The organism is Planococcus sp. VCh962, assembly GCF_057748275.1.
Genome location: NZ_JBYLHS010000009.1, coordinates 54,678 through 74,886 on the forward strand (window position 1 = coordinate 54,678; position 20,209 = coordinate 74,886).

At 45.4% G+C, this 20,209-nt stretch carries 16 protein-coding genes; 8 read left to right on the forward strand and 8 right to left on the reverse strand.

What is annotated here, in order from left to right:
* Positions 1 to 14: 14 nt before the first annotated feature.
* Positions 15 to 1,190, reverse strand: coding sequence for an amidohydrolase (locus AC3AQ9_RS17970; RefSeq protein WP_488308859.1), 1,176 nt, complete (start codon positions 1,188 to 1,190; stop codon positions 15 to 17).
* Between the two features lie 99 nt (positions 1,191 to 1,289).
* Complete coding sequence (locus AC3AQ9_RS17975; protein ID WP_488308860.1) at positions 1,290 to 2,486, reverse strand: hypothetical protein; 1,197 nt, start codon at positions 2,484 to 2,486, stop codon at positions 1,290 to 1,292.
* Positions 2,487 to 2,823: 337 nt separating this feature from the next.
* Here AC3AQ9_RS17975 and AC3AQ9_RS17980 point away from each other — a divergent pair, with 337 nt between their 5' ends.
* Positions 2,824 to 4,248 carry an NAD-dependent succinate-semialdehyde dehydrogenase gene (locus tag AC3AQ9_RS17980; RefSeq protein WP_488308861.1) on the forward strand — a complete coding sequence of 475 codons (1,425 nt, stop codon included), beginning with the start codon at positions 2,824 to 2,826 and terminating at the stop codon, positions 4,246 to 4,248.
* Positions 4,249 to 4,290: 42 nt separating this feature from the next.
* On the opposite strand, the gene thrB is transcribed toward AC3AQ9_RS17980, so the two are convergent.
* From thrB to AC3AQ9_RS17995, 3 genes are read right to left on the reverse strand one after another with little or no spacing between them, the layout of a single operon-like run.
* Positions 4,291 to 5,196: a homoserine kinase gene (thrB, locus tag AC3AQ9_RS17985; RefSeq protein ID WP_488308862.1), complete on the reverse strand. Its 906-nt coding sequence runs from the start codon at positions 5,194 to 5,196 to the stop codon at positions 4,291 to 4,293.
* Positions 5,193 to 6,254: a threonine synthase gene (thrC, locus tag AC3AQ9_RS17990; RefSeq protein ID WP_488308863.1), complete on the reverse strand. Its 1,062-nt coding sequence runs from the start codon at positions 6,252 to 6,254 to the stop codon at positions 5,193 to 5,195. Before thrC ends, thrB begins: the two co-directional genes overlap by 4 nt.
* Positions 6,251 to 7,543: a homoserine dehydrogenase gene (locus tag AC3AQ9_RS17995; RefSeq protein WP_488308864.1), complete on the reverse strand. Its 1,293-nt coding sequence runs from the start codon at positions 7,541 to 7,543 to the stop codon at positions 6,251 to 6,253. The genes thrC and AC3AQ9_RS17995 overlap by 4 nt, the downstream gene beginning before the upstream one ends.
* Before the next feature lie 121 nt (positions 7,544 to 7,664).
* Here AC3AQ9_RS17995 and AC3AQ9_RS18000 point away from each other — a divergent pair, with 121 nt between their 5' ends.
* Positions 7,665 to 9,029: an aspartate kinase gene (locus AC3AQ9_RS18000; protein ID WP_488308865.1), complete on the forward strand. Its 1,365-nt coding sequence runs from the start codon at positions 7,665 to 7,667 to the stop codon at positions 9,027 to 9,029.
* A gap of 65 nt (positions 9,030 to 9,094) precedes the next feature.
* On the opposite strand, the gene AC3AQ9_RS18005 is transcribed toward AC3AQ9_RS18000, so the two are convergent.
* Positions 9,095 to 9,589 (reverse strand): hypothetical protein, encoded by a 495-nt coding sequence (locus AC3AQ9_RS18005; RefSeq protein ID WP_488308866.1) that lies wholly within the window; start codon positions 9,587 to 9,589, stop codon positions 9,095 to 9,097.
* Positions 9,590 to 9,667: 78 nt separating this feature from the next.
* On the reverse strand, positions 9,668 to 10,318 hold the full coding sequence (locus AC3AQ9_RS18010; protein WP_488308867.1) for a LytTR family DNA-binding domain-containing protein: 651 nt from the start codon (positions 10,316 to 10,318) through the stop codon (positions 9,668 to 9,670).
* A 173-nt stretch (positions 10,319 to 10,491) separates the two neighbouring features.
* Between AC3AQ9_RS18010 and aceA the strand changes: the two genes are divergently transcribed.
* From aceA to AC3AQ9_RS18035, 5 genes are all read left to right on the forward strand, one after another.
* Positions 10,492 to 11,781: an isocitrate lyase gene (gene aceA / locus AC3AQ9_RS18015; protein ID WP_488308868.1), complete on the forward strand. Its 1,290-nt coding sequence runs from the start codon at positions 10,492 to 10,494 to the stop codon at positions 11,779 to 11,781.
* Positions 11,782 to 11,842: 61 nt separating this feature from the next.
* Positions 11,843 to 13,387, forward strand: a complete 1,545-nt coding sequence (aceB, locus tag AC3AQ9_RS18020; RefSeq protein WP_488308902.1) for a malate synthase A — start codon at positions 11,843 to 11,845, stop codon at positions 13,385 to 13,387.
* 19 nt (positions 13,388 to 13,406) lie between these two features.
* The gene (locus tag AC3AQ9_RS18025; protein WP_488308869.1) at positions 13,407 to 13,535 is read left to right on the forward strand and encodes a protein YhfH; all 129 of its coding nucleotides are present in this window, start codon (positions 13,407 to 13,409) and stop codon (positions 13,533 to 13,535) included.
* A gap of 289 nt (positions 13,536 to 13,824) precedes the next feature.
* Positions 13,825 to 16,512, forward strand: a complete 2,688-nt coding sequence (locus tag AC3AQ9_RS18030; protein ID WP_488308870.1) for a phosphoenolpyruvate synthase — start codon at positions 13,825 to 13,827, stop codon at positions 16,510 to 16,512.
* A gap of 67 nt (positions 16,513 to 16,579) precedes the next feature.
* On the forward strand, positions 16,580 to 18,649 hold the full coding sequence (locus AC3AQ9_RS18035; RefSeq protein ID WP_488308871.1) for a thioredoxin domain-containing protein: 2,070 nt from the start codon (positions 16,580 to 16,582) through the stop codon (positions 18,647 to 18,649).
* 77 nt (positions 18,650 to 18,726) lie between these two features.
* Here the strand turns inward: AC3AQ9_RS18035 and AC3AQ9_RS18040 are convergent, their stop codons facing one another.
* Positions 18,727 to 19,017 carry a hypothetical protein gene (locus AC3AQ9_RS18040; protein WP_488308872.1) on the reverse strand — a complete coding sequence of 97 codons (291 nt, stop codon included), beginning with the start codon at positions 19,015 to 19,017 and terminating at the stop codon, positions 18,727 to 18,729.
* 157 nt (positions 19,018 to 19,174) lie between these two features.
* On the opposite strand from AC3AQ9_RS18040, the gene AC3AQ9_RS18045 reads away from it, so the two are divergent.
* Positions 19,175 to 19,834 carry an HAD family hydrolase gene (locus tag AC3AQ9_RS18045; RefSeq protein WP_488308873.1) on the forward strand — a complete coding sequence of 220 codons (660 nt, stop codon included), beginning with the start codon at positions 19,175 to 19,177 and terminating at the stop codon, positions 19,832 to 19,834.
* Positions 19,835 to 20,209 lie beyond the last annotated feature (375 nt).

A 20,209-nucleotide genomic window follows, 5' to 3' on the forward strand; every position in this document is an offset into this window, starting at 1 on the left:
TTCCTCCAACAATATTATTTATTTAAATAAGCCCATGCATATTGTGCATACAATTCTGCACCGGTTGCCAGAGCGTCTTCGTCCACATTGAATTTTCCGTGGTGGTGAGCCCATTGCGTATCTTTTTCTGCATTGCCGCTGCCGACCAACGCAAAACTGCCGGGTACTTCATCCAAATAAAATGAAAAATCTTCGCCGCCCATTGTCGGCTTTTCATCGTAAACGGCTCCTTCTCCAAAAGCCTCCCTAGCCACTTGCTGAACCAGCTCTGCACTTTCAGTGTCGTTAATGACCGCCTGTGTACCTCTAAAATATTCAACCGTAGCGGTACCCCCGTATATCGCAGCTGTGTTTTCAGCATAGATTTTCAGCTGCTTCTCGATGTGGTCCCGCGTCTCAGAATCAAAACAGCGGACGGTTCCTTCAATTTCAGCGTTTTCAGCGATTACATTAAACCTTGTTCCCACGATCATTTTACCAACCGTTACAACGGCTGGCTGTTGGGGATCGATTGTCCGTGAAACTACAGTTTGGACATTCATCACAAACGATGAAGCAATTATTGCTGCATCGATGCATGCTTGTGGAATGGCACCGTGGCCGCCTTGCCCTTTAAAGTTCACTTTGAAAATATCGGCTGACGCAAAAGATGGGCCTGGATTGCAAGCTACACTATGGGACGGAATCTGTGACCAGATATGGATGCCAAAGACATCATCGACTCCATCCACTGCTCCTTGCTCCACCATTGCTTTGGCTCCTGTTGCCACTTCTTCTGCCGGTTGGAATATAAAACGGACAGAGCCCGGAAGTTCATCTTTTATGCCTGCCAGTGCTTTTGCTGCCGATAGCAGCATTGCCGTATGGGCATCATGTCCGCAGGCATGCATCTTTCCAAGCGTTGCTGATTTGTAAGGCAAATCGGCATTCAATTCTTCTACTGATAATGCATCCATATCCGCACGAAGCGCAACGGTTTTGCCTTCTTTACCGCCTTTTAAAGTGCCGATCACGCCAGTAGGGTCCGTTTTTCTGCATTCGATCCCAAGAGCCGTCAAATATTCAAAGACAAATTGAGAAGTATTGTACTCTTCCCAGGACAGTTCCGGTTCACTGTGCAATTTGCGGCGAATCCCAATCATTTCTTCATTGTTTTCCTGTACGGCGTTCTTGATGATTTCATTAATCATTTTACTAATCCTCCTGTTTTCTTCCGCTTTAATGGGCAATAATGGTTCCCTTGATTCAATCAGCCTTCAGTTGGATGAATCCTTGAAAGAAGTACCTTACTATAGGAATCCGACGAAAATTCCTGCCAGAATAACCGACACAATTGTTACAGTGATAAACCCGGCCACCAGCATTGGCGGCAACATATGGCTTGTCAATACATCCCGTTCTTTTTCATCTTTAGTTAAGGAATTGATCACTTCAACGGTAATAATATAATCCGCTGGGAATCCGTAAAGCGCAGTGAGTGAAACAGCAAACGCCATTTCCTTGCTGACTTTCAATAATTTGCCGACAATGAAAGAAAAAATATACATCCCCGCAACCCCTAAAGCAATGCAGGCTACCAGTGGATAAATAATTTCCAACATCATGCTTGGTGTAGCGTTTTTTAAGCCATCAAAAACAAAAAGCAATAGACCTAGGATGGCAAAACCGAAACCATTCGCTTTTTGAAGCGGATGACGCTCGAGGAAACCGATGCTCCTTGCTACAACCCCGAAGAATAGACAGAGTACATATGGGCTGATTTCGACATAAGGCGCTGACAAATCGGAAACAAGGTAAGCCAGATAGCCAACTAACGCCAATCGGAAAAATTTAAAAAAGTCGGTATTGTACTTATCTGGCATATTTGCGAACATTCTTGGTTCTCTTACTTCTTCAGTCGGTGTTCCTTTTACTTCAGACACCAACACTCTTTCCTTCAATTCGTTGTTTCTGTATTTCTGCAGAAGAGACCTGCCTTCACGCTTTAGCATGATGGAAGTTAGAGGATAGCCTGCAAAACCTTGCATGACGTAAATGACAATTGCAAATACTGCTAATGTCGGCAATCCAGCTGCCTGTGCTCCTTCAGACATGATTAAAGCGGAAACAACTCCTCCTACTAATGGCGGAATAGCTACTATTACTGTTTGAAAATCAAATAGCACCATGCCAATACTGAAAAGAGCAGCACAAATCCCTACAATTCCTGCAAGAGCGATCAAAATTGTTTTCCACTGGGCTTTCAGTTCCTGAAGGGATAATAAAGTTCCCATATTTGTAATCAGCAAGAAAATAAGCATTGTTACTACAGCTGGTGGAATGCCGGCAATTTCAACAATATCTGGCGGGAAAAATGTCCAATATCCTAGTAAGAATAATACTCCACTGATAAAAATAGAGGGAATCCAAGCTTTTGTGCGAATTGATACAACTTCGCCAATAAATAATATGAAAACCACAATCGTCAACGCGAGCATCTGCGCCATTTCTACTTCCTCCTTTAGCGTTCAATAGAAAATTCGACACTTTACTATTTCTTTACTTAGATAAAGTATTGTTGCAATGTTAGCATAAATTTAAGCTATTATAAATAGAATTCAATGACAATTTGGAACTAACAATCAATTAAGCTGTTATTTAACCAGCAGAAGGCTGTTACCATTCTTTTCATTTTATCTTTCGTTGCTGCTTTGATAAGCTGAACACCGTGAAAAAAGAACTTTCTTGTTGATAAGAGAAAAACTTGTAGAGGTTTATGTTTTCAGCATTAGAGGTAACGGGATAGGATAGGACAATATAAGCTATAAAAGGAGGAAAAGATTAATGGAAGGCAAAAACTATATTAATGGTGAATGGACAACATCGGGTGATGGCGTAATTGATGTGATGAATCCTGCAACTGGTGAAAAATTTGGTACAGTTCCAAATGGCAGTGAAGCAGAAGCTACAGCAGCAGTGGATGCAGCATCCACTGCATTTGCAACATGGTCGAAAACGACTGTTTACGAACGTGCCTCCCTATTGATGAAATGGCATGATCTTTTACTGGAACACAAACAGGAAGTTGCAGAAATCATGACAAAGGAAATGGGTAAACCTTTGGCAGAAGCAATCGGTGAAATCGAATACTCCGCTTCCTTTATTTCCTGGTTTGCTGAAGAAGCGAAACGTTCAAATGGCCGGCTTATCCCTGCGACAAAAGAAGGCAAACGGATTCAAGTATTGAAACAGCCGGTCGGAGTTGTCGTCTCGATCACACCATGGAATTTCCCGGCCGCCATGATGGCCAGAAAAATGGCCCCAGCCCTTGCAGCCGGCTGTACCTTTGTAGCGAAGCCTGCAAAATTGACGCCATTGACTGCTGTACGTATGTATGAGTTGGCAGAAGAAGCGGGATTCCCAAAAGGAGTTATTAACCTGGTTACAGGGAGTGCCAGCAAAATTGGACGCGTCTTCACTAGCCACCCAGCTGTCCGAAAGCTGACTTTTACAGGATCGACTGAAATCGGCAAAGAATTAATGAAACAAAGTGCGGATTCCATGCTCAATTTATCGCTCGAACTCGGCGGCCATGCTCCAATCATTGTCTGTGAAGATGCCAATATGGAGCTAGCGATTGAAGGGGTGATGGCATCGAAGTTCCGAAACGCTGGGCAAACTTGTGTATGCGGCAACCGGATTTATGTCCATCGGTCAATTGTAGAAGAGTTTTCGCAACGCCTTCAAGAGGCTACCGCTAAGTTGAAAGTCGGCAATGGCATGGATGAAGGTGTCCAGATTGGCCCGCTTGTTGATCAGGATGGCTATGAAAAATCAGCGCTGCATGTACAAGACGCTGTGGAAAAAGGAGCGAAAGTTTTAGTTGGAGGAGATGGTAAAGCGGAAAACGGCGCTTACTTCTATAACCCGACCGTATTAATCGATGCTACCCCGGATATGCTTGTCATGAACGAGGAAACATTTGGTCCCGTTGCCCCTATCATGGCTTTCGATAGCGATGAAGAAGCGGTGCGGCTGGCAAACGATACACGATTTGGTTTAGCTGCTTATTTCTTTACAGATAGCCTTTCCCGGGGGACTTATATTTCAGAAAATCTTGAGTACGGCATTGTCGGCTGGAATGACGGTGCTCCATCCACTGCCCAAGCGCCTTTTGGAGGCATGAAAGAAAGCGGGATTGGCCGCGAAGGCGGACAAGAAGGATTGGAAGCTTTCTTGGAAACAAAGTATATTTCCATCAAATTATAAAAAGAAAAACGATCCGAAAATTTTCGGATCGTTTTTTCTAGGCTATAACACGGTTTCAACTGATTTAATTCCTGCAGTTGATGGTCTGGTAACCAGACATTCGTAATGCGGGAAGAGCTCTTTCAGCTTTTGGCTGATTTCATGTTCTTTGCCTTTTTCTGCAGCTACGAATAAGGACGGTCCTGCACCGCTGATAGCGGAGCCATAAGCACCCGATTTCCGGCAGGCTTTCCGGATGGCATCAAAGTCAGGAAACCTGCTTTTTCGGTACGGCTCATGAAACTCATCTTTCTCCATCATCCGGCCGGCCGTTTTCCAATCCCCTTTTACCAGTGCCGCAGATAGTACATTCGCCGCCATGCTGCTGCAGGTTGCTTTAGCATGCGGCAGTTCTTCTGGCAATAATCCTCTGGACTCTGCAGTCAGAAACTCTGTAGGAGGAACCAAGATTAAGACAGCAATCTCTACATCTGGAACATGGATAACTGCCAATTCTTCTGCATCCGCATAAGATATCGTCAAGCCGCCTAATAGCGCTGCTGAAATATTATCCGCATGCCCTTCCATCTCTGTGCCGATCTCCACTTTCTCTTTTATTGGCATGTTCAGATCAAGAAGACGATCCGCAATTTCAATGCCGCCGGCAATCGCGGAAGCACTGCTTCCAAGACCGCGGCTAAGCGGAATATCCGTTTCCACTTGGAGTCTTGCAGATGGTAAATCACGGCCATACTTAGCTGCGACTTTTTTAGCAGCCATAATGATCAAATTATCTGCAGAAGCTGCTAAATGCTGATAGCTTTCATCGTTGTACTGGACCGACCACTCATTTGCATGGGAGACATGGATGGATAAGTGAAGATCCAGTGCCAGTCCGATCGAATCAAATCCGGGGCCAAGGTTGGCTGTCGAAGCAGGCACTGTTACCGTAAAGTCTTTCCAATTCATGCCTTTACTCCTTTCTTTAAATCCTCCCAAAAACGTTCCATATCTTCCGGCACCAATTGTGCTTTGTGCTCGTTGACTGAAATGGCGGTTTCTGGATCTTTTAAGCCATTGCCGGTTAATACTGCCACAACAGTCGATCCTTTAGGCAGCATGCCGCTTTCTGCTTGTTTTTTAATGCCAGCGATGGAAGCGCAAGATGCCGGTTCAGCGAAAACTCCTTCCGTTGAAGCCAGCAATTGATAAGCTTCCAGAATTTCTTCATCTGTGGCCGCCAGAATTGTTCCGTTCGATTCATCTAATGCATTTAGAGCTAAATTCCAGCTTGCCGGATTGCCGATACGGATGGCTGTTGCTACCGTTTCAGGATTTTCAACAACTTGGTTGTTGACGATTGGTGCTGCTCCGGCTGCCTGGACGCCCAAAAGCTCCGGACGTTTTGCGCCAGTTTTTTCAGCATATTCACTAAACCCTTTCCATGATGCAGAAATATTCCCTGCATTGCCAACTGGCAATGCGAAGATGTCCGGTACACGGTCCAACTGATCAATGACTTCAAACGCAATTGTTTTCTGTCCTTCCAGACGGTACGGATTAACCGAGTTCACCAGTGCGATCCCTGCTTCTTGTCCAACTTCCCGGACCATCCGAAGTGCTTCATCAAAATTCCCTTTGATTTCCAAGATATCTGCTCCGTACATTTTTGCCTGAGCCAATTTGCCAAGAGCAATGCGCCCTTCTGGAATGACGACGATTGTACGCATGCCTGCTCTGGCGCCGTATGCGGCAGCAGAGGCAGAGGTATTGCCGGTAGAAGCACAAACTAATACTGTCTTTCCTTCTTCTTTTGCTTTGGCGACGGCCATGACCATGCCACGGTCTTTAAAGGAACCGGTCGGGTTTGCCCCTTCCAGTTTCGCATAAAGTTCAATTCCCCATTGCTCTGACAGCTTCTCCAAATGGACAAGCGGCGTGTTGCCTTCCTGCAGCGTTAATGCAGGTGTAGCTTCGCTTACCGGCAACCACTCTTTATACTGTTCAATCAATCCTGGCCATCTCATGCTGTTTCCTCCCCTTCGATGCGGTAATGGCTGATGACGCTTGCCGTTCCTGCTAAGTCATTTAATACATCCAGATGCTGCTGTCTCGAAATCTGATGAGTCAAAAATACAAGTTCCGCCTGGCCGTCTTCTGCAGCCGGATGCTGCATAACCGACTGTAGGCTGGCTCCATGCTTGCTGTAGATGGCAGTCAATTTTGATAAGACTCCCACTTCGTCTTTTACAAGAAGGCGATGGAAATATTTCGCGTAACGGCTGCTTTCCGGTTTCATCACCCGTTCGTGCTGTGCAGAATGGATCCGCTTGCCGTTAACTTCAAGCAATAAGTTTCTGCATGCAGCTATAACATCCGATACAACAGAAGTCGCGGTCGGCAGCGAACCGGCCCCCGGACCATACAGCATGGTTTCCCCTACTGCATCTCCGTATATGTATACTGCGTTGAACTCATTATTGACCGAAGCAAGAGGATGTGAATTTGCCAGGAAAATCGGCTCTACTGCCACTTCGATGCCGTCTTCATCTTTTTTGGAAGAGCCGACCATCTTCATGGTATAACCGAAGTTATTCGCCATTTCCAAGTCTCCGTCTTGAATCTCCCTCATTCCTCTGACCAATACATCTTCAATATGGACTTCTGTTGAAAAAGCCAGTGAAGACAAAATGACCATTTTCCGGGCTGCGTCAAGCCCATCCACATCTGCTGAAGGGTCCGCTTCTGCATAGCCCAATCTCGTGGCTTCCGCCAATGCTGTTTCATAACTCATATTCTCTTTTTTCATTTTTGTTAAGATGAAGTTTGTTGTCCCATTGACGATACCCATTAAGCTTGAAATCCGGTCTGACGCCAATCCATCTTCCAAGGTGCGGATGATGGGAATGCCCCCAGCAACACTCGCTTCATAAAACAAGTCGCATTTCTGTGCATCGGCTAATTTCAAAAGCTCGTGGCCATGTTCCGCCATAACATCTTTGTTTGCGGTCACTACTTGCTTGCCGTTTTTCAGCGCTTCTTCAATCGCCCGTTTCGCTCCATCCATGCCACCCATTACTTCCACAATGATATCCAGAGAAGAATCATTCAATATTTCATCTATATCGGTTGTAAAGACGCTTGGATCAAGAATCGGTAAACGATCTTTTTTATTGTTTCTGACCAATACTTTCTTAATGGCCACTTGGACACCCAATTTATGATGCAAATCCTGTTGATGCTGCTGCAAAATTTTAGCGACCCCGCTGCCTACTGTTCCAAGCCCTAATAATCCGATTGAAATTTCATTTTTCATTGACGATTCCTCCTACGCTGTGTACACTGTAAAAATACAGTTGTTTTTACCATAAGGACATTATAGTATTATATTAAATGGAAAACAACCCTCAATTCTCTAAAGATTGGACTTGATAAAGATGAAAGTATGTAAATTCGGCGGAACATCTGTAGCAAGCGCGGAACAAATCCAGAAAGTAGCCAATATTGTGAAATCGGATTCCGCAAGGAAAATCGTTGTGGTATCAGCCCCTGGCAAACGTTTTGAGGGCGATGTAAAAGTCACGGATCTTCTTATCCAATTAGCAACAACCGCATTAGCAGGAAAAGATACTGCTTCAGCATTGAGCCAGGTAGTTGGCAGATATGCATCGATTGCGGAAGAATTGGGGCTCGACAGTGAAATTGTTTCCATCATTGCAGCCGATCTTTCTCACAGGCTGGCATTCAGCAAAGACAATCCTTCTTTATTCTTTGATCAAGTAAAAGCCAGCGGTGAAGACAATTCCGCAAAATTGATCGCGGCTTATTTTTCTTCTATAGGATTGCCTGCAGAATACATCAATCCAAAAGAAGCAGGACTAGTCGTCACTGAACTCCCAAGACGAGTTCAGGCGTTGCCAGAATCATACAACAATTTATCCACTTTGGCCAATCAACAAGTCATTAGCGTGTTTCCTGGATTTTTCGGCTACACACACGATGGCACGTTGCGGACTTTTGATCGCGGAGGATCAGACATCACCGGCTCCATTTTATCGGCTGCTGTAAAAGCGGAATTGTATGAAAACTTCACAGACGTTGACTGTGTGTTTGCAGCCAATCCAAGAATTGTTGAAAATCCAGTGGAAATCGAGACAATGACTTACCGTGAAATGCGTGAACTATCTTATGCCGGTTTCGCTGTGCTGCATGATGAAGCGTTAATGCCCGCATTCAAAGAGTCTGTTCCTGTTTGCATCAAAAACACGGATAATCCCCAATCTCCTGGGACGATGATTGTAGCAGAACGAGATTATTCACGCCTTCCCGTAACTGGAATATCAGCGGACAGCGGATTCTCAACGCTGTACGTCAGCAAATATTTGATGAACCGGGAAATCGGTTTTGGGCGCAAACTGCTGCAGATTCTGGAAGACGAGCACATTTCCTATGAACATATTCCTTCAGGCATTGACAATCTTTCAGTCATCATACGCAGCCATCAATTGACGCCTGAAAAGGAAAGCCGCATTGTGGAACGCATAAATAACGAGCTGGAAGTCGACGATGTGCATTTCATCAGCAACTTCTCGATGGTGGTTTTGGTCGGCGAAGGGATGAAGTATACGACCGGACTTGCCGCCCGTGCAACTGAGGCCATTGCCCGAACCGGAGCCAATATCGAAATGATCAATCAGGGTTCCTCTGAAGTAAGCCTCGTCTTCGGAGTCTTGAAAGAAGATGAAACCAAAATTTTAAAGGAGTTATACAATGAATTCTTTGTTCCTTCTCTGGTTATCTAACATGTCTCTGTATTATTGAAAAATTTAACCCCTTGGCCATTAAATGGCCAAGGGGTTTTTTGATCTTAAGTCCAATTAGTAAGCAGCGGGCCATCGTTGCCAAAGACTGGATCTTTCTCTGGCAATGGCGCATCCAATATCGCTTCCAGCACATCCGGCCGCTCTTCCGGATTGCCTAATTTCTTATCGGGTTCTGCCCCGCCAGGATACGCTCCTACCACTTGGAAATCATCCGTGCTATCTAGCAATTTGTGTCCAGTCCCGGCTGGCAGAACTGCAACATCCCCTATTGAAACTTGCAAGGCCTCCCCTTGCTCTCCGCCGAACTGTATTGTTGCAGCCCCTGAACGCACACCCAGCACTTCGTGTGTATTGCTGTGGTAATGATGATAATCAAAGATGCCATCAGTCCAGCTGTTCGTCCAGCCGTTCTTGTTGAATGCCGCTTCGATCGTTTCCGGATTTTCTTTAAATGCTCCTGGATAAATAATCAAAGGCAGCCTTGGATTGTTCGGGATGGCTTTGTCATCTTCAAAATGATAATATTGTTCATTTTCCATGAAACTTCAACTCCTTTTCCCATACAGAACTTTACCCTGGCTTACGAAAATTAATCGTTTCCGCCGGAAATATTCTGTTTAAAATCCTAGGCGTTCCCTAACCAAGCTGGTGTAATTCTGGCTCACAGGCAGGACAGCTCCATCTTTTAGCGTCAAAACAAAATTTGACGAAATATCCCGGGAGATTTCCTGGATAAATGGAATATTTACGATATAAGAACGGTGAATAGGCAAAAATGTATCCGGCAATTGATCCTTGAGCGTTTTCAATGTATGGATAGAACAGTATGTTTCATCTTCCGCATAAAACCAAGTCTTTTTTTGGCTGCTTTCAATATGCGAAACATTGGCAACCGGCACGGGGCGCCAAGTGTCTTCAAGTTTACCTGTCAGGAACCGCATCGGCTGTTTATAGCGTTGTCTAAAATTCGACGGCAGAATAATGACTAGAACACCTGCTTGATCTGAAATTTGCACGGGATAACCAATTCCCAAATAAGCTACTCCCGTAAAATCATCTTCCATCAGCAATTCTAAACGCTTGCCTTCTTTATATGTACGGCCAGCCACGCTATCCTCTGCCACTTCATCGCCCACTCGAATACGGGAATCTTGAACTCCTGCTCTGCAGTAAACATAACTGTTCCCCACTGCCACGGCAATCGAAGCTTCTTTCGGAATCCAGTCCCCCATGATGAATCCTACCTGTTCCAACACACTTTTCTCCATACACGATTCCCCTTTCAATAGTGTTCGTCGTAAAATAATTGATTTCATCCTCTAAATCCCTGTTTTCGTCCGACTTTCAAGACAGTCGAAATATTCTGTTATATATTAATATACATCAACACAAACTGTATTAACACAGTTTATAAAATTTTTTCTTCGAAGGGATGGATTAGATGATGACTAAACAACAACAAATCGAACAAATGAAAAAGAGCTGGGCTGAAGACAGCCGTTGGAACGGAATTTTCCGGCCTTACTCAGCGGAGGATGTAGTCAAACTTCGCGGTTCCATCCAAATTGAATATACGCTTGCCAGAAGAGGAGCCGAGCGTCTATTCCGCTCCATCCATGAAAAAGATTTTGTCAATGCCTTAGGCGCCTTGACCGGCAATCAAGCTGTTCAACAAGTAAAAGCAGGATTAGAGGCCATTTACTTGAGTGGCTGGCAAGTAGCAGCCGATGCGAACTCGGCCGGACAGATGTATCCAGATCAAAGCTTATATCCAGTCGACTCGGTGCCGAATGTTGTGAAAAAGATCAATCAGGCTTTGCAGCGTGCAGATCAAATCGACAATGTGGAAGGCAATGACGGCTTCGACTGGTTCGCACCAATTGTCGCCGATGCAGAAGCCGGGTTCGGCGGACCCCTGAATGTTTTTGAATTGATGAAATCGATGATTGAAGCTGGTGCTGCCGGCGTTCACTTTGAAGACCAATTGGCTTCCGAGAAAAAATGCGGCCATTTAGGCGGCAAAGTATTGCAGCCGACTCAGAACGCAGTCCGAAATTTAATCTCAGCGAGGCTGGCATCCGATGTATTAGGCGTTCCGACTGTCTTGATTGCCCGCACTGATGGAGATGCAGCCGATTTGATCACGAGCGACATCGACCCGGTTGACCATCCTTTCATCACCGGCGAACGGACACCTGAAGGATTCTACCGCACCAACGCTGGCATTGAACAAGCGATTGCCCGTGGATTGGCGTATGCACCTTATGCAGATTTGGTGTGGTGCGAAACGTCCCATCCAAATTTGGAAGAAGCGAAAGTTTTCGCCGATGCCATCCATGAGAAATTCCCTGGCAAGCTTTTGGCTTACAACTGTTCACCTTCTTTCAACTGGAAAGCGAAATTGGACGAGGAAACCATTGCGAAATACCAAGTTGAACTTGGCAAGATGGGGTATAAATTCCAATTTGTTACGCTTGCTGGATTCCATGCTTTGAACCACAGCATGTTTGAACTGGCTCATGATTATAAAGATCATGGCATGGCTGCATATTCGAAATTGCAGCAAGCTGAATTTGAAAGTGAGTCGAAAGGCTATACAGCAACGCGTCATCAACGTGAAGTCGGCACTGGCTACTTCGACGAAGTATCGCAAATCATCTCAGGTGGTACAAGTTCAACCACTGCGATGAAAGGATCAACTGAAACGGCTCAATTCCAACCGGTGAAATGAAAGGATGATTTGATTGATCACAAAGTCGGATGTCTTAATAAAAAATAAAGTAACCCCAGAAATGGAATCGATTCTAACGCCGGAAGCGCTGGAGTTTATAAGAAAACTGCATGTGAACTTTGATGAACGGCGGATTGCCTTGCTCGAACGGCGGCAAGTACGCCAACAGGAAATTGATGGCGGAAAGCCTCTGGACTTCCTGCCGGAAACCAAACACATTCGTGAAAGCGACTGGACGATTGCCCCCTTGCCAGAAGATATGCAAGACCGACGTGTGGAAATCACAGGGCCGACCAATCGTAAAATGCTGATCAACGCACTGAACTCCGGTGCCAAAATGTTCATGGCGGACTTGGAAGACGCGACAGCGCCCAACTGGTTCAACGTCATTGACGGGCAAATAAATTTACGGGATGCCGTCAGGCGAGAGATCTCGTTTGAAGCGCCCGGCACCCGTAAGAAATACACCTTGAATGAACAGACGGCGGTATTGATGGTCCGCCCCCGCGGCTGGCATTTGCTGGAGAAGAATATCGGGATTGATGGCAAGCCTGCTTCTGGCAGCTTAGTCGATTTCGGGCTTTATATTTTCCATAACGCACAGGAATTGATCGACCGTGGTACAGGTCCATACTTTTATTTACCAAAAATGGAAAGCCATTTGGAAGCCCGGCTCTGGAATGATGTTTTCGTTTTTGCACAGAACGAGCTTGGAATTCCACAAGGCACCATTCGGGCTACGGTATTGATTGAAACGATTTTGGCGGCATTTGAAATGGATGAAATTCTGTATGAATTGCGTGACCATTCCGCAGGCCTGAACTGCGGCCGCTGGGATTATATCTTCAGTGTCATCAAACGGATGCGGAACCGGCCGGAATACTTGTTCCCTGACCGTTCACAAGTGACAATGACTGTTCCATTTATGCGGGCATATACCCAATTATGCATCCAGACCTGCCATAAGCGGAATGCTCCTGCGCTCGGCGGCATGGCAGCTCAAATTCCGATTAAAGTAAATCCCGAAGCAAACCTTGAGGCATTCCGGAAAGTGGCGGAAGATAAACGGCGGGAAGCGAGAGACGGGCACGACGGTACATGGGTAGCCCATCCAGGTATGGTGGCAGTGGCCATGGAACAATTTGACAAACTAATGCCGACGCCGAATCAAATTCACCGAAAACGCGAAGATGTCAGTGTGACAAAGGAAAATTTAGTGGAAGTACCGGCCGGCAGCATCACCGAAGAAGGGCTCCGTTCCAATATTTCCGTCGGCATCCAGTACATCGCTTCCTGGCTGTCCGGAAACGGGGCAGCGCCGATCAATAACTTGATGGAAGACGCAGCGACTGCGGAAATCTCCCGTTCGCAAGTCTGGCAGTGGATCCGCCATCCAAAAGGAATGCTCGAAGACGGACGTGATATCACTGTTTCCCTATTCCATGAAATTCTTGAAGAAGAAGCCGATAAGATCAAAGAAACTGCCGGAGATGCGGTATACCTTTCCGGGCGTTACGCGGAAGCCCGCGAGCTGTTTAGAGACCTCACGTTGCAAAGTGATTTTGCCGAATTTTTGACCTTGCCCGGGTATGAAAAACTAAACTAAAATACTGGAGGAGATCACGATGAAAACGATGAAAACTTACGAAACACGCTCAAAGAAAGAATGCCGGGAATGTGGATGTGAAATCAAAGAACAGCGCGAGTCCATCATCTACGAATGCGAACGCTGCATCGGACAGAAAGAGGAATAGAGATTTTACCGGAGAGAGGCCAAGCAAATGCTGCTTGGCCTCTTTTTTATGGGGAATTGGACAGGGATATTTGGTTTGGACAGTATTTCGTTGTGAACGGACAGTATTTCATGTCAAACGGACAGTATTTGGCTACGAACGGACAGTATTCGCCGCCGGAAAGAAAGTATATCCAAATAACTGGAAATCACTACTGATTAACCCTCTCCATTTCTTTTCAAATACACCTTTAACCCTGGACCTACAAAGACTATAATAAAGGCAATATAGCAATGCCGGAGGTGGAACAATGGAAAAGTACGTATTGAATTTCACTGAAATCAATCGGAACCATTTGCCGCTTGTAGGCGGAAAAGGCGCGAACCTGGGAGAACTGGCAGGTGCCGGTTTTCCCGTCCCAAAAGGATTCTGTGTAACAACGGCCGCTTACCGTAAACTGATTCAATCCAGCGTGAAAATGGAGGAGCTGTTCACCCTTTTAGACAATCTTTCTCCTGAAGACTTGGACCAGCTCCGAGTTGTGGCGAGCCAAATCAGAAACCATCTGGTATCACTGCCAGTGCCTGAAGACATTAGAACCGCGATATTGACTGCCTGGAAATTGGCCGGCGAGAAGCAGTCATACGCTGTACGCTCAAGCGCTACCGCCGAAGACTTGCCAAACGCTTCTTTTGCAGGCCAGCAAGATACCTTTTTGAATGTTATCGGGGAAAAAGCGATTCTTTCCGCAGTCCAAAACTGCTGGGCTTCCCTTTTCACAGACCGTGCCATTTCCTACCGCGCTAAAAATGGTTTTGGCCATCGTTCCGTTTATCTTTCCGTCGTTGTCCAGGAAATGGTGTTCCCTGAGGTGTCTGGAATCATGTTTACTGCCGACCCCATCACTGGACACCGCCATACGATATCAATTGATGCCAGCTTCGGTCTTGGCGAAGCTCTAGTATCCGGCCTCGTTTCGGCTGATTTGTATCAAGTCCGCAACAATCAGATATTCTACAAGCAGATTGCAAAAAAAGAACTGGCCATATACGCTCTCCCGAAAGGCGGCACTATAACGAAAACTCTCTCGCCGGCTTTTCAGGAAATACAGGCGCTGCCAAATCATAAAGTTTTGCAACTGGCTGAAATCGGCCAGCAGATTGAAAATCATTACGGGTCCGAACAAGACATTGAATGGGGACTCGTAAATGGCGAATTCAAAATTTTGCAAAGCCGTCCCATCACTTCCCTATACCCCCTTCCTTCTATCAACGACGACCAGTTTCATGTCTTTATTAATTTTGGTTATATCCAAATGATGACCGATCCCATGCACCCGTTGTCCCTTTCCCTTTTGAGCAATGTCACCAATTTTATCAATAAAAATCCAGTCGCTCCCGAAAACCGCGTGTTGCGTGAAGCAGGCGGCCGTGCATTTGCTGACTTTACCGGAGCATTGACACTGCCCCCAATCCGGCATCGGCTGCTGAAATTGATGAGCGGAATGGATGAGCTTTTGGCTTCCGCTCTTTCAGAAGCGATTAGCCGTTCGGAGTTCCATCAAGTGAACGTGCCAAAAAAGACTGTCATGCTGAGACTGCGCAGAATCGCCCCAATGGCCCTTCCTGTCGCTTTTAAAGTAAGCGCCAATTACTGGTTTAAAAACCCTGTAACCGCAAACAGCAAAGCCACTGATTTTATCAATAGATACGTCAAAGCTACCGAGTTGAAATTGCAGAAAGTTTCAGGAGCTGAACGAATTCGCATGATTGAGCATGGAATGGCAAATATGTTCCCACAAGTGCTGTCCAAAATTATTCCTTATTTCATTACAGGCATGCTCGCTTCTGGAACACTTAAGAAAAAACTGGCTCAAAAACTTGGCGAAGAACAAAGCGCTTTATTGCTTAGTAAGCTGTATAAATCCCTTCCTGGCAATGTAACCACGGAAATGGGGTTGGAACTCGGCGACCTTGCAGATTCCATCCGGGAGAAACCAGAGCTGATTCATTATTTACAGACAGCGGATCCTGGAAGTTTTAGTAGCAGGCTTGGAAATATTCCGGATGGCAATGAGTTCAAACAGAAACTGGACCATTTTCTCATGAAATACGGCGCACGATGCATCGGAGAAATTGACATAGCGAAACCGCGCTGGCAGGAAGAACCCGGACAGCTCATCCCTTCAATCATCAGCAATATACAGACCATGTCATCCGGTGAGCATCGTAAAAGATTCGAGCATGGCATAAAAGAAGCAGAAGCAGCCGGCCAGGAAATCATTCGCCAATATAGCGGCATTGAACAACGCTATGTTGCCAGGCTGGTCAAACTTTATCGTAACCTCATGGGCATGCGGGAACATCATAAATTTGCATTGGTGAAGCTGATGTATTTATACAAACTTGCCATTTTGGAAGAGGCGAAATTTTTAGTCCATAAAGGTAAAATCATCAAACCTGAGGATGTTTTTTACCTGTCCTCGGAAGAATTGATTGATTTGCTTGACGGACAGCAATTGAAGAACCTGCCAGAAAAGATCGAATCGCGAAAAAAGCAGCATGACCTTAACTACAAATTAAAAACGCCGCGTGTAATGACCAGTGACGGGGAAATGATTGAAGGAAAACCGCGTAAAGCAAAAGGGCCAAAAAACGCGTTGATGGGAACAGCGGTATCTTCCGGTGCAGTAACAGGCATTGCCCGGGTGATTCTCCGGGCAGAAGATGCACAGCTGAATCCTGGAGAAATTTTGATAGCCCCCTATACAGATCCTGGCTGGACCCCTTTATTCACGTCAGCGATTGGCCTGGTAACAGAAGTTGGCGGCATGATGACACACGGTTCTGTCGTTGCCCGTGAATATGGAATTCCAGCTGTTGTCGGAGTGAACAAAGCAACAGAGCTGATCAAAGATGGTGACTTTATCCAAGTTGATGGCACGAATGGATACGTGCAAATACTCAGCAGAAAAGAACAGTCATACATTGGCCAGTAATTGTTGTGTTTTGCCGCTATTCCAAACAGTAATTCCAGAAACTTTGTGAAAGGTGGAATGATTCTGCATGGCTCCTGCTGAAAAAAATCCTCTTGTTGATGCCCGCCCCAGCGAAGAAAAGAATTGGCTGTCGGAGGAAAAATCGCCTTATCTCCTCCAGCACGAAAAGAATCCAGTAAATTGGTACCCTTGGAGCAATACCGCTTTTGAACGGGCTTCCCGTGAAAACAAGCCCGTATTCCTATCGATCGGTTATTCGACTTGCCATTGGTGCCATGTGATGGAACGTGAATCATTCGAGGACCCAGAAGTGGCGGCCCTTCTTAACGAACATTTCATCTCGATCAAAGTGGATCGCGAAGAGCGGCCGGACATCGATTCGATTTATATGAACATCTGCCAAATGCTGAATGGCGAAGGCGGCTGGCCGCTCAATGTCTTTTTAACTCCTGAACAGAAGCCGTTTTATGCAGGCACTTATTTTCCGAAAACAGGAAAATACGGTCGCCCTGGCATGATGGATGTGCTGCCGCAATTATATGCGATTTACCAGGACAATCCTTCAAAAATCCAGGATATTGCGGGAAAATTAACAGAAGTGCTGCAGCCTGGATCTGGTTCATTGCAGAAAGAAATTCCAAAAGCTGTACTTGAACATGCTTATGCTATTCTAAAAAACGAGTTTGATCCGATTTTTGGAGGTTTTGGCAAAGCGCCTAAATTCCCGACTCCAAGCCAATTGCTGTTTTTATTGCGTTATTTTCACACAACTGGCGTGGAGCAGGCGTATGATATGGTAGAAAAAACCTTGAACGGGATTGCAGACGGCGGAATCTACGACCATCTCGGCTCGGGCTTTGCCCGTTATTCGACCGATCAGCAATGGCTTGTTCCCCATTTCGAGAAAATGCTGTATGACCAGGCGCAACTATTGGCAGCGTATACTGAAGCATACCTCATCAACCCGGAGCCTCGCTTCAAGAAAATTATTTACGATACCATTGAATTTATTCAACGCGAAATGACCCATTCCGATGGCGGTTTTTATTCTGCAATCGATGCAGATTCGGAAGGCGCTGAAGGTACGTACTATATTTGGAGCGCCGATGAAATTTCAAAAATCCTTGGGACTGCCCGCGCTGAAATTTACGCGGATGTTTACAATATTACACCTGAAGGCAATTTTGAAGGCCGCAATATCCCGAACTTGATCGGTACGAATAAATCAGCGATTGCTGAAAAATACGGATTCAGCCTGGAACAACTAGACCAGCATTTGGAGTCTTGCAGGCGTGAATTGCTTACTGAACGAGAAAAGCGGCCATACCCGCATCTGGATGACAAAATACTCACTGCTTGGAACGGCATGACCATCGCTTCAATTGCCAAAGCCGGCGCTGTTTTTTCAGAACCTCGGTTTATTGACATGGCGGAAAAAGCGGCTGCATTCATTGAAGAGGAATTATGGAAAAACGAAGGGCTGTTTGCCCGCTTCCGTGACGGCGAAGTGCGGCACCTTGGTTATTTGGATGATTATGCCCACCTCTTGTCGGGCCATCTGGAACTATTCCTGGCAACCGGCAAACCACTCCATTTGAAGAAGTCTCGGCAGCTGGCAGATGAAATATTTGGCCGCTTTTATGATTCGGCACATCATGGTTTCTTCTTTACCGATAAAGATACAGAAACACTTATCGTCCGGGACAAAACCGTTCTTGACAGCGCCATGCCTTCCGGAAACGGCATCGCCATTCTTCAGCTATGGCGCTTGGCAAAATTGGATGCAAATAGCCAATTGCTGGATAAAGCCGAGCAGGCAATGACTTCGTTTGCCGATGAAGCTGTCAAATACCCGACAGCCGTTCTCAGTTTATTAATGGCACGCATGGCATTCGAGTCAGGTGGCAAAGAAGTCGTTGTTAGCGGAGCTTCAGGTGTCGATAAAGAAAGCATAATGGAATTGATCCGCACCACTTACCGTCCCTTTGATGTCTGGCTTGAAGCCGGAACAGAAATTTCCGCTCTGGCTGAAGGAAAAGTTCACAACGACCAGCCCATTGCTATATACATCTGCGAGAATTCAGTTTGTAAAATGCCTCTATTCGCTGTAGAAGAAGCAAAAACCCGCTTGCTGTAAACATTGTAAAAGCCGGCTGCAATCTTTCGCAGCCGGCTTTTTTTGATATTATCAATTAACACATTGAAGCGTTATTTTTAATCTTGTTTAGAAGATTTGATCCGATAACTGGAATCTTCCTCCAATTTATTAAAAATCTCGATATAACGAGTTCCAGTGCTCGCTTCTTCGGTCGGAGCTTCTTCGTCCAGGATCTCTTTTAATGGCTTTGTTTCGGGTTCAATAATCCGGGAATCAAAATCCTCCATCAAAGCCTGAAGAGCATCGTAGCTTTCCACTTCTTTATCTTTTTTCACTTCATCAAAAAGTTCTTCTGACTCTTCTTCAGTCAGTTCGACGTAACCAACCATAATTCGCTGTATTGCCATCCAAAAACCTCCCAGTATTTCATTTCCTCTTCTATACCCTGCTCTTGAAGCCGCATAAACCTAAGGTCTCCCTCCCTTCTACTTAAAACTGTAGAAGCCTGCCAACATTTCCGTTATGATGAAGCTAACAGAAAATCCTATAACCGGAGTGATTCCAATGCGCGTTGCCATTTTCGATTTTGACGGAACTTTATATTCAAAAGAAACTTTTCAATTGATGATGGACCATCTAAAAAACCATCCTGTACACAACAAAAGATACCGCCAGTTTTATCGGACCATTATGCCTCCGTACATTGGCTCGAAATTAAGGCTGGTGTCCGTAAAAAAGATGCGTGAACGCTCTGTTCAAGCTTATCTGTCAGCGCTTGAGAGTTTTACAAAACCGGAGCTGGAATCTTATTTCGGAGAAATTGCCGATAAAATGCATGGCGATTTTAACCCGGCTGTCGTAGAGCGCTTGAAGCAGCATGTGCATGATGACGACTATGTCATGCTCGTATCAGGAGCGTTCACTCCTCTTCTTCATGCCGTGACAGAAAAACTGCCGATTCAGACCATCATCGGCACAGAAATCCCTTATGCCAATAATATACTTGATCACCAATCAAAGATTTCCCATATCCAAGGTCCTCTCAAAACGGAGAAAATTCAAGAAGCCTTGTCTGGCCAAGATGTGGATTGGCCGAATAGCTTTGCTTATGGAGACAGCCTTTCTGATTTACCGGTGCTTGAACTGGTTGGCCATCCGGTAGCTGTACAGCCGGAACCCGATTTAAGGGCAGTTGCTGAAAAGCGGCATTGGGAAATCATCTAGGGAAGCTCATGCATTTCTATAATTCCAACCACTACGGAACCTGGAAATAATAAAAAGCGAATCGCAGCAGCGATTCGCTTTTTTGTTTGTGCATTTATTCATATAACTCCTTACTTCATTCACTAAATTCAAATTTGAATTACTTGGAATCTGATAGTTTTTATGACGCAGAAAATAATTATGTATTTCTTAAGAATTTCTGCTTTATTTGTGTTTGAAAATCGAAATCATTATACATTATTCTAATACATACATTGCCACCTTCCTCATTCAAGATCTTCTTCCTTCTCCGCATCTTTTATTTTTTATGTCACTTTTTACTGTAAAACCTAAAGTTCCATCCAATCCGCCGTGGTTCTTAAATTTTTAGTGACT